6 protein-coding genes and 2 pseudogenes are annotated in these 11,033 nt (G+C 38.0%); all 8 read right to left on the minus strand.

Features of this window, described 5'->3' with window-relative positions:
* Positions 1-271 precede the first annotated feature (271 nt).
* Positions 272-435, minus strand: a pseudogene (locus AB671_RS22850) (integrase core domain-containing protein); the annotation flags it as partial.
* 246 nt (positions 436-681) lie between these two features.
* The gene (locus tag AB671_RS21055) at positions 682-3,198 is read right to left on the minus strand and encodes a cation-translocating P-type ATPase (RefSeq protein WP_066675760.1); all 2,517 of its coding nucleotides are present in this window, start codon (positions 3,196-3,198) and stop codon (positions 682-684) included.
* 146 nt (positions 3,199-3,344) lie between these two features.
* Positions 3,345-4,112, minus strand: a complete 768-nt coding sequence (locus tag AB671_RS21060; RefSeq protein ID WP_066675758.1) for a phosphatase PAP2 family protein — start codon at positions 4,110-4,112, stop codon at positions 3,345-3,347.
* Between the two features lie 99 nt (positions 4,113-4,211).
* The gene (locus AB671_RS21065; protein WP_066675763.1) at positions 4,212-4,679 is read right to left on the minus strand and encodes a heme-binding domain-containing protein; all 468 of its coding nucleotides are present in this window, start codon (positions 4,677-4,679) and stop codon (positions 4,212-4,214) included.
* Between the two features lie 40 nt (positions 4,680-4,719).
* Complete coding sequence (locus AB671_RS21070) at positions 4,720-5,877, minus strand: efflux RND transporter periplasmic adaptor subunit (protein WP_066675756.1); 1,158 nt, start codon at positions 5,875-5,877, stop codon at positions 4,720-4,722.
* On the minus strand, positions 5,878-10,227 hold the full coding sequence (locus AB671_RS21075; protein ID WP_066675755.1) for a CusA/CzcA family heavy metal efflux RND transporter: 4,350 nt from the start codon (positions 10,225-10,227) through the stop codon (positions 5,878-5,880).
* 184 nt (positions 10,228-10,411) lie between these two features.
* The gene (locus AB671_RS21080; RefSeq protein ID WP_066675754.1) at positions 10,412-10,792 is read right to left on the minus strand and encodes a hypothetical protein; all 381 of its coding nucleotides are present in this window, start codon (positions 10,790-10,792) and stop codon (positions 10,412-10,414) included.
* Positions 10,793-10,826: 34 nt separating this feature from the next.
* Positions 10,827-11,033: pseudogene (locus AB671_RS22855) on the minus strand (hypothetical protein); the annotation flags it as partial.

Consider the following 11,033-nt stretch of genomic DNA (forward strand, 5'->3'; position numbering starts at 1 on the left):
TTAGATCATTGTCTGAATCTTTAATTTCTTTTCTTCTGTATTTATTTGGTTCCACTTCAACAAGGGCTAAATCAGCTTTATTATACACTGAAACTATGGAGGATTTCGTCTTAAAAATAAAATAGTAATTGGAAGTTTCTCCTATAAATTTATTTTCTCCGTCCCCTGTGTAAATGCTATTAATCCTGCCCCAAATACATGGAACAGTCTAAAGTAGAGAAATTTGTTTTTTCTGACTGTTATTGATGAATTCATTTTGTGTTAAACTTCCTAGCGAACTATCAGGTCTGTCGCTGTTGTAATCTTCTCTCCAGACATCCAACTTTTGCTGAGCATCTTCTAAGAGAGAAATCAATTAACATTAAGACGCTCATCTCGTAATGATCCGTTAAAACTCCCAATAAATACATTGTCAGTCTTGTCACCAAGACGGGATTACTTATTTTTTTTAATTTCCAAAATTCTTTCCAAATCTTCAATCAAATGTTTCGATATTTCTTCGGTTATGAGTACAAGAACGGAAAGAATTGATAATTCACTTTATTTCCATCTTTTTCTTAGCATAAACCAATGTTAATTTATAAGATACTCAAAAAAAGTAAACGTTTCGATGCATCTATTTTTCGAAATCGGTCTGCCCAGAAATAAATTTTCTGTACAAAGTCAATATTTACTGATTCTTTATTTCTGTGCTTTCGCTCGTCCCACTCTTCTTACATATTTGTAGATCTCAAACCATAGAACAGAAACCGTTGCAATGAGAACGGTCATCCCCAATTCGCTTATATTAAGTGCTGTTACTTTAAAAAATAGAGAAATTGGTTTTACATATAATATTGCAAAAAGCAACCCCAGAACTAAGGCAGAAATGCCAATAAGTAAAGGATTACGGTTTCTGAAACTTTCCAACACACTATAAAAGAATGACCGATTGACAAAACTCAGTAATATATTGGCAAAAATCAAAGTACTGAATACCATTGCCCTGGTTTTCTCTTCATCACCTCCGTTTTGAACAGCAAACTGATAGGCAAACAAAACTCCGAGAGTGATTACCACGCCCTGAATAATACTGATTCCCAACTCCTTTAGACTTAAAAAAGTATCTCCCATAGCTCTTGGTGGCTGTTTCATTGTATTTTTTTCCATAGGTTCATTTTCATAAACAATAGAACAGGTCGGTCCCATAACCAGCTCGAGGAAAATAACGTGAACCGGGGTAAATATGTGCGGGAATACCCATCCAAAAAACAGAGGCAAGGAAACCGTCAGAATTATAGGAATATGAATGGAAATAATATACTGGATGGCTTTTTTAATATTGGTATAAATTCTTCTTCCTGCCGCAATTCCGACAATTAGTTTTTCTAAATCATCATTCGTAATGACCAGCGCAGCAGCTGATTTGGCAATTTCGGTCCCTTTATTTCCCATAGCTACACCAATATGGGCAGCTTTTAATGCTGGACCGTCGTTTACGCCATCTCCAAGCATCGCTACCACTTCACCTTTCTTTTTAAGGGCATTTACTACCGCAAGCTTGGCATCGGGAAACATTCTGGTAAATAGAACGGTACGCTCCGAGATTTGCATCACCTCTTCCTCAGGACGTCCTATAACATCACTTCCATTGATTGCGGGAGAAGTATTGATAATTCCTGACTGAAGCGCGATAGCATTCGTTGTATCTGCATTATCACCGGTAATGACTTTCACTTTGATCCCTGCATCATAAATACTTTGAAATACCTCTTTTATTCCTTTTTTGGGAGGGTCATAAAAAACAGTCAGCCCTAAAAATTCAAAATCAAAATCCTGCTGGTTTTTTGGAAAGTCGTTTGCTTCAAAATGAGACTTCGCAACTCCCAAAACACGGTAGCCCTGCTGTCCAAACGTTTTTATAATAACTCTTATCTTTTCTTTTTCAGTCTCTGAAAACCTGGAAACACTAAGAATCGCTTCGGGAGCACCTTTTGCTGCAATAATCCTTTTTTTACTGGTGTTTTCAAAAAGGTGGGTCATCATTGGCGGTTTCCCTTCAAGCGGATATTCGTGAAACATCTGATATTCTTTTCGTAAATCATTCTGTTGAGTCTGCTCATACGTTTTGTGCAGAGTTATTTCCATAGGGTCAAAAGGGACTGGCTCACTGCTCCACATTGCATAATCAATCAGTTCACTTAAATCATCATTTTTAAATTCCTTTTCTTCATAAATCCTGTCGGAAAGGTAATTGTATAGATGTTGAAGTTTCATTGAATTTTCAGTAATGGTGCCGGTTTTATCGGTACAGATGACCGTAGTGCTTCCCAATGTTTCCACAATACTGCTACGTTTGATGATAATTCCCTGACGCATCAGTTTCCAGGCACCCAAAGCCATAAAGGTTGTAAATGCCACAGGAATTTCTTCGGGAAGTACAGACATTGCCAGTGTTAATCCGCTAAGAAGGCTCATTACCAGATCTCCGGTTTTGATATAGCTGAAGATACAGACCATTAGAAAAATAACGATACCAATAACGGCCATCCATTTTACAAACTTCCGGATCTGGATCTGCAATGGCGAAATTTCTTCTTTTATATTCAGTACGGATTCTCCAATTTTACCGACACGCGTTTCTTTGCCTATTTTATTGACTTTAAAAACAGCTAACCCCGAAACCGTCACTGTTCCGCCGTAAACCATATGATCTTCAGATCTGCTATCCTTAAAAACTGAAAAACTTTCCCCGGTAAGTGAAGATTCATTCACGGAAAAATCATTGCTGTGAACAATGATCCCATCAGCATTAATAATCCGTCCTTCCTCAGTGATGCATAGATCACCTACGACAATGTCATGGGTCGGAATTTCTGTTGCCTTCGAGTTTCTGATAACCGTGCTTAAAGGCTCATTAAGTTTTTCAAGTTCCTCTAACGCTTTTTTACTTCGATTATCCTGATAAAAAGAAATCGCCGTCACCGCAACAATTGCTACAAACATAAACGCAGCCTCTCCATAATCCCCCACGATGACATAAATGATCGAGATAATAATAAGCAGGATCAGCATCGGCTCTTTTAAAATACCGATAAGCAGATCAAACCACGTGTTCTTTTGGATACCCTCTAACCGGTTATATCCATATTGTTGTCTGGAAGCAATCACTTCATCGCTGTTGAGACCAGTAAGTCCTTCGGGTATATTGTAAGACATGTCAAATAAATAGGTTATTTAAAAGTAAGCAATTATTATGTAGGAATTGAATTTCCCTACCTGAACCATATCAATTAATCATCTGTATTGATATTGATATTGCTGTTGGCTACTATTTGGAGTTTTATTCTAATGATACTACATCATTATAAATTCAAAACCAGACCCAGCACGACAGACTTCGATTGAATGACCGGATAGATGAAAGTGACGCCTTTCGATTCGTTATTTTTGAAGATCTTATTGACAATGGGGAATATCCAATAGGCAATCTCGGTGCTCAAGACACCGAATCCAGAACCTGCAACCACATCGCCTACCCAGTGTTTATCATTTAGTGTCCTGTAAACACCTGTAAAAAGGGCAATGGGATATCCTGAAAGGGCAATCCAAATATTCTCATCCTTATATTCTCTGAAGAGAAAATGTGCGGAAGAAAAAGCAGTCGCTGTATGACCGGAAGGAAAAGAAAGATGATTGGTCCCATCTGGACGTTCCTCTTTTACCAGATGCTTTAAAGGCAAAACAAATGCAGCAGAAATCAACTGAGAGGTTCCGTAGATAATAGTTCGCTCCTTAAGATCATGCTTTCCTTTTATGCCTGCAAGATTATAACCGTAGACTATTGCTGCAGGCAAATATTGGGTGTAGTTATCAAGCGTGATATGCTTGGGTTGATGTTCTCCGATCTCATACTTTGTGGAACTGTTTAGATTTTTGAGCGCATCAGAACTTAGGCTGACCACTCCGAAGCCAATAAACACTGTTGAAATAATGAGTTTTTTGTAGCTTGGTTTGTACACTGAATCACCGTAATTCTCTACATCGGATTTTTTCAGTCCGGCGGAATCAGATTTAACCTGTCCAAAACAAATGTTTGAACAGGTAAAAACAATGATTGTCAATAATTTCATGGTCAGTTATTTAAACATTAAGTTTAAAGAAATAATATAAGATTTCAAGGATCTGATGTGACGATTGATTAAGAATGATTTGAAACTAAATCTGATCATCTACTTGATCCCCTTTTTTGTTTCAGAGACCCATTTTTCTATTTCAGCCCGATCAGAAGCAGATAATTTTGCATCCTGATGAATAACCGTGTAAGAAGCAAGCGGCATTTCGCCTTCTTTGACGGTTTCTACGATCTCATCCAGTTTTTCAAGCTTTTTTTCACGGCTGTAAGAATTGAATTCATCAAAGTTCAAATGTCTTTTACCCGCATTGACGTGATCAGCCAACCACCATTTCACAGGCTGTATCTTGCTATATGAAGGATAAATAGTGTTGTTGGAATGACAGTCGTAGCAACTGGTTTTCAAAATAGATTGCACCTTTGGAGGTACATTATAATGATTTCCAATAGCATTGGCAGATTGATCCTGGCTGATATTCTTTTTAACATCAATAAACTGAATGCCGATAAACATCAACAACAATACTGTTAAAATATTTTTTATGGTAAAAAAGGACTTATTCATAATTTTTAATTTTTTTGGATTAATATTTATTGAAGCGGAATTATTCCTCTTCACTTGCCGTATTTTTTAGCTTCATCAAAAGCGTGTACGCATTCTTGGTAACGATTTTTCTGTTCTTAAAATCTTCAACATTTTTGATTTGAATGAAACTGTTTTCAGCTTCTCCTAACGTTACCGGAATCATTTTATAAGTTTGCTTTTTCTCCTCAACAAAAACATAATCTTTACCTTCAAAATTGACAATGCTTTCCTCTGGTAGCGCAGTGGAAAAGGATGTTTCAGTTTCGATTTCAGCGTTCATATACATCCCTGGAGTCAGGTTTTGGTCATACTGCTCAAAATGGCAATGCACATCTGCCGTTCCATCTGCATTGATATCTTTGCTGATCAGGATAATTTCGCCACCGTATTTTTTATCCGGCCGCATATTGGTATTGGCGGTAAATCTTTGTCCTATTTTCAGCATTTGCAGGTCTTTTTCATACACTTTAAGATTCAGATGAATGTCATTAGGATTGATGAGTTCAAACAAAACATCAGACGGATTCACAAACTTTCCGATATTCACATTCACTTTGCTCACAAAACCGTTGATCGTGCTGTAAACCGGAACACTTTTCCTGATATTTCCCGAAGTGAGACTGCCCGCACTGATTTTCACGAGCTGAAGCTGTTCCGCCAAAGTATTCATCATAATTCTCTGGCTGTTCATCTCAGACTGCGCCATCTGCATTACTTTATCACTGCTTGCCTGGCTTTGATTCAGCTTTTTTTGTCTGTTATAATCCAGTTCTGCAAAATGAAGTTTCGATTTTGCCATCAGATAATCCTGCTGAAGCTGTATAAACTGTGGATTTTCTATCACGGCAATCACCTGTCCTTTGTTTACTCGCATTCCAGGAAGGAGATTGGTGCTTTTCAGATAACCGCCCAAAGGCACACTTACGGAAACCAGATTCTGTGGCGGAACATCTATTTTTCCATTGATCTTGAGCACCGTAGAAATATTTTTCTCAGACAATGGCATTGTTTCGATAGCCGTATTTTTAAGCTGAGCATCGGTCAATGTAACCGTAGTTTCGTCTTTAGGAGTTGATGGCTTTATAACAACTTCTTCTTTTTGATTACACTGAACCGAAAAAAAGACGGCAAGTATTAATAAAACCGAATATTTATTTTGAATTGATTTTGACATAATTTATTGATTTAAAGTGATATATTCCAGCTCAACAGTACTTTTATTGAGATTCCACACGGCATCTGTATAATTATTTTTGATGCTGATCGCCTGATTGGTAAGCATTACAAATTCCAAGTAATTAATTTCTCCGTTGATGAACTGTTTTTGAGCGGTTTCCAGAATCGTATCGGCATTTTTCAGTTCATATTTCTCGTACTGGGAAACAATTTCCAGATTCTTCTGCTGAATCTCTGCTAGTTTTTTATATTGATTTTTTAAGGTAAACTCCGCATTCTGAAAATCATTTTCACTTACAGATTCTGCAATTTTTGAAGCTTCAATCCTCGCTTTTTGTCCGCCAGAAAATATAGGAACCGAAACGCCAACCTGAACCGAATGAAATTGTGGTGAAGCATTGTACACCTTATCATCTGCGCCCATTCCACGGAAACTGTTCAGATTATAAGCCAATTGTAAACCGGGCAGTAATTTGGATTTTTCCAAAGCTGTTTGTTCTGATACAATGTTTTTTTGCTGCTCCAATATTTTTAGCGAAGGATTACTGGAAACATCATTTTGAAGATGAGAAAGAGAAAAAATACGGTCTCCATCAGGAATTACTTCTGTTTCTGAATTCAGCAGCCATTGCAATTGCAACTGCAAAGTTCTGAGTTCCTGTTTCACATGTTTGATCTGGATTTCAATAGCTGATTTCTGATTGGCAGCAGTCGCTTTTTCCAGAATATTGCTCTCGCCGCTTTTTAATCTTAAAGTTGCCTTATCCAGAAATTGAGAATAAAAATCTAAAGATTCATTCAGAATTTTTTCCTTTTCCTGCCAATACAGAATGTTGTAGAAGGTTAGTGTCACGTCTTTTTTCAGCTGATATTCTTTCAATGAAATATTCAACTTGCTTTTTTTCCATTCTTCTGTGTACAGATTTTTCTGTCTTTTGTAAACAGTGGGAAATGCAATATTCTGGGAAACCCCGAATTTCATATCACTGTAAGCGCTGTTGATTTGCCCGTAGTCCGCAGAAATGCCTGTCTGAGGAATGTCAGAAGACGTCTTGATGAGTGCTTTTGCATATTCTGATTTTAATTTCTCATTCTTAAGACCTCTGTTGTTTTTCAAAGCGATGGCAACCGCTTCATTTAAAGTGATCTTGGTTTGAGAATTCATCATATTTCCCGTTAAAACAAAGAAAATAATGAGAACAGGCGTTATTATATTTTTGCGATTATTTTTCATTTTAAATCCTTTTTCAATGGTTACATAAAGCAGCGGAAGCACAAAAAGTGTGAGTAATGTGGCAATCAAAAGTCCGCCGATGACAACAGTTGCCAATGGTCTTTGAACTTCAGCTCCAGCTCCGTTACTCACTGCCATCGGAATAAATCCTAATGAAGCCACAAAAGCGGTCATCAACACAGGTCTTAATCTGGCTTCTCCGCCGTCTACCACAATTCTTACAATATTTTTAATTCCACCTTTGTACAGTCTGTTGAATTCTGAAATCAGAACAATCCCATTAAGGACAGCCACACCGAAAAGCGCGATGAATCCAACACCAGCACTGATGCTGAAGGGCATTCCCCTTGCAGCCAGTAACAGCACACCTCCAATAATGGAAAGCGGAATCGCCGTATAAATCAAAAGACTTTCTTTCACCGAATTAAACGCCAGAAACAACAGTACAAAAATCAAAACCAGAGCAATCGGCACTGCGATCATCAGTCTGTTTTTGGCATTTTTAAGGTTTTCAAATGAACCTCCATACGTGACGTAATATCCTGTAGGAAGCTTCAATTGTTTGTCAACTTTAGTCTGAAGTTCTTCTACAATTCCCTGGACATCTCGGTTTTTGATATTAAAACCTACCACAATTCTCCGCTGTCCGTTTTCACGCTGGATCTGGTTCGGACCATCTTTAATCTCAACATTGGCCAGCTGAGAAAGCGGAATCTGATTACCGGACGGGGTAGGAACCAGTAAATTTCTGACATCATCCAAATTCTTACGGTCATTGCTAGTTAATCTGACGACCATGTCAAAGCGTTTTTCACCCTCGAAAACCAGACCTGTACTTTGTCCTGCAAAAGCGGTGTTGATCACTCTGTTGATATCTCCAATCGATAAATGATATTGTGCAATCACCGGTCTGTTGTACTGGATGATTACCTGCGGAAGACCAGAAACAGGTTCTATATAGAGGTTTTGAGTTCCCTTTACGGTATTGATTATTTTCCCGAGCTGACTGGCATTTTTCGCCAATATTTCCAGATTTTCACCGAATATTTTCAAGACAACATCCTGTCTTGCGCCGGTCATCAATTCATTAAAACGCATCTGAACGGGATACTGAAAACCAACGGTAATTCCTGGAACATCTTCCAACACTTTGCTCATTTTATCTGAAAGCTCCGGAAAAGTTTTGGCGGAAGTCCATTCGCTTTTATCTTTCAGAATCACCATCATATCAGAAGCGTCCATTGGCATCGGATCTGTGGGGACTTCTCCGCTTCCTATTTTGGTAACCACTTTCTGTACTTCCGGAAAGCGGGTTTTCAGAATATGGGCAGCTTTCTGCGTACTTTCAATTGTGGTTTTGAGGTTACTTCCTGGCAAAACTCTGGTGTCCACAGCAAAATCTCCTTCTTCCAGTGACGGGATAAATTCGCCTCCCATTCTGCTTAGAACCGCCACGGAAAGGACAAAAAGCACAATCACAATACTGAAAATGGTTTTCGGTATTCTTAAAACTTTTAATAAGGTTTTGCGATACAAATTTTCAGCTTTTGCCATTAACCGGTCTGAGAAGTTCATTTTGTGGCTTATTTTTTTGCTTAAAATAATAGAACTCATCATCGGAATATAAGTCAGAGATAGCAGAAACGCGCCCAATAAAGCGAAGGCAACGGTTTGTGCCATTGGTTTAAACATTTTACCTTCAATCCCTTGCAGTGTTAAAATAGGCAGATACACAATGAGGATGATGATCTGCCCGAAAACCGCACTGTTCATCATCTTTCCTGCGGAATCTATGACAATGGTATCCATTTCCTGTTTTGAAACCGACAGCGCTTTCCTGAATTTTGAATTGTGGGTAAACTGATGCATCACCGATTCTACAATAATCACGGCACCGTCTATAATCAGCCCGAAATCGAGCGCGCCCAGGCTCATCAGATTTCCGCTGACGCCAAAGAGATTCATCATACATACCGCAAAAAGCATTGCCAAAGGAATAACGGACGCAACCAACAAACCTGCACGGAAATTCCCTAAAAATAAAACCAGTACAAAAACGACAATCAATGCGCCTTCCATCAAGTTTTTTTCAACAGTACCAATGGCGTTGTTGACCATTTTGGTTCTGTCTAAAAATGGTTCTATTACGATACCTTCCGGCAAGGTTTTTCGGATTTGCTCGATTTTGGCTTTTACATTTTTGATCACCTCGCTGCTGTTTTCACCTTTCAGCATCATCACAATCGCACCCGAAACTTCGCCGGTGTCATTGTAGGTCATTGCCCCAAATCTTGTTGCATAACCGTAACGCACCTCTGCAATATCCCTTATAAACAGAGGAACATCATTGTTTTTGGTAGCAATCGCAATGTTTTTAATATCATCCAGATTTCCGACCAATCCTTCGCTTCGTATGTATAGAACAGTAGGTCCTTTTTCGATATAAGAACCACCTGTATTCTGGTTATTGGTTTTCAAAGCATCGAAAACATCGGTAATGGTAATTCCGTAAGCATTCAGTTTATCCGGATTGACGGAAATTTCATATTGTTTCAGTTTTCCGCCAAAACTGCTGACTTCCGCAACGCCTTTTACACCAAGCAATTGTCTTCTGACAATCCAGTCCTGAAGCGTTCTGAGTTCTGTAATATCATATTTGCTTTCGTATCCTTTTTTCGGACGGACAACATATTGATAAATTTCACCCAATCCTGTTGAAATAGGTCCTAAAGCGGGTATTCCTACATCCTGTGGAATCTGATTCTGTACCTGCTGCAGTCTCTCTGCAACCTGTTGTCTAGCCCAATAAATATCAACATCGTCATCGAAAACGATGGTCACCAGTGAAAGCCCGAATCTTGAGAAACTTCTGATCTCTTTTAATCCCGAAATATTACTGTTCGCCTGTTCTATTGGGAAAGTAACGAGTCTTTCTATATCTGTCGCCCCAAATGATGGCGCAGTGGTTATCACCTGAACCTGATTATTGGTAATATCAGGGACTGCATCTATTGGTAATTGGGTCACCTGATAAGCGCCTACGCCTATCAACCCGAATACCAATAATGCTATAATGAGTTTATTCTTTACAGAAAACTCAATGATTTTTGTTAGCATAAATAATTCTGTTAAATTTTTTTGAAATTGAATACGTTTTTAGCTGACAAGAAAATAGTCAGCACGATCAGATCGTGAAATTCGGTCGATAATCTTAGTTTTGAATATCACTAAGCATATCATCAACATAAATGTTCACAATAAGATTGACGTCATAAAAACGTAAAGTAAAAACGAAAAGATTTTAACAGTTTTTTGGCGGCTGCCAGATAGAATTTGAAGCATCTTTATCATAGAAAAGATTACCAAAGGAAAAAATTTTCTTATGATGATCTGTTATGATTGGTTTTTTGACTTCAACAGTCAAATTAGGATTTACAGTGAAAACAAGCACAAGATGAGACGAATGGGTTACGAAAGGTAACTTCTGATCTGTCTGATAGTCAGCATCTTTCACAGGATGATCATAATGCATTTTAAGAAAAGAAATCAGTGTCATCTCAGGATTATCTCCACTATGCTCAATAAAGTGCTCTATCAGTGTCGGGATTTTCAATAGCTGATACACTTCAGTTGTCGAAACCAAATAAAAGGAAATTAACAGTATGGAAATCCATTTTTTCACATATCAAAATTATAAAATGTTTCGTTAAGAATGATTATAAATATAGATGCATACTTCTAAATACTAACTGTCCATACTTAGTCTTTCCAATACTGTCCTTATAGGCGATCTTGTGAAAATCCAAAACCAAATAGTCAGGCAATGTTTCCTCCTGCATTTTCATATTCTCCAACCGGATAAAACTAACCAGCGGATGTTCAGGTTTTGGTAATGCAAACATCACATGAAACTCAGATAAAGA

Origin of the sequence: Chryseobacterium sp. BGARF1 (assembly GCF_001677955.1) — a bacterium.
Lineage (GTDB): Bacteria > Bacteroidota > Bacteroidia > Flavobacteriales > Weeksellaceae > Chryseobacterium.

Bases quoted from the DNA above. Each gene is read 5' to 3' on its own strand.
- AB671_RS21065 (WP_066675763.1), bottom strand. From the start codon at position 4,679: ATGAATAAGTCCTTTTTTACCATAAAAAATATTTTAACAGTATTGTTG.
- AB671_RS21060 (WP_066675758.1), bottom strand. From the start codon at position 4,112: ATGAAATTATTGACAATCATTGTTTTTACCTGTTCAAACATTTGTTTT.
- AB671_RS21075 (WP_066675755.1), bottom strand. From the start codon at position 10,227: ATGCTAACAAAAATCATTGAGTTTTCTGTAAAGAATAAACTCATTATA.
- AB671_RS21055 (WP_066675760.1), bottom strand. From the start codon at position 3,198: ATGTCTTACAATATACCCGAAGGACTTACTGGTCTCAACAGCGATGAA.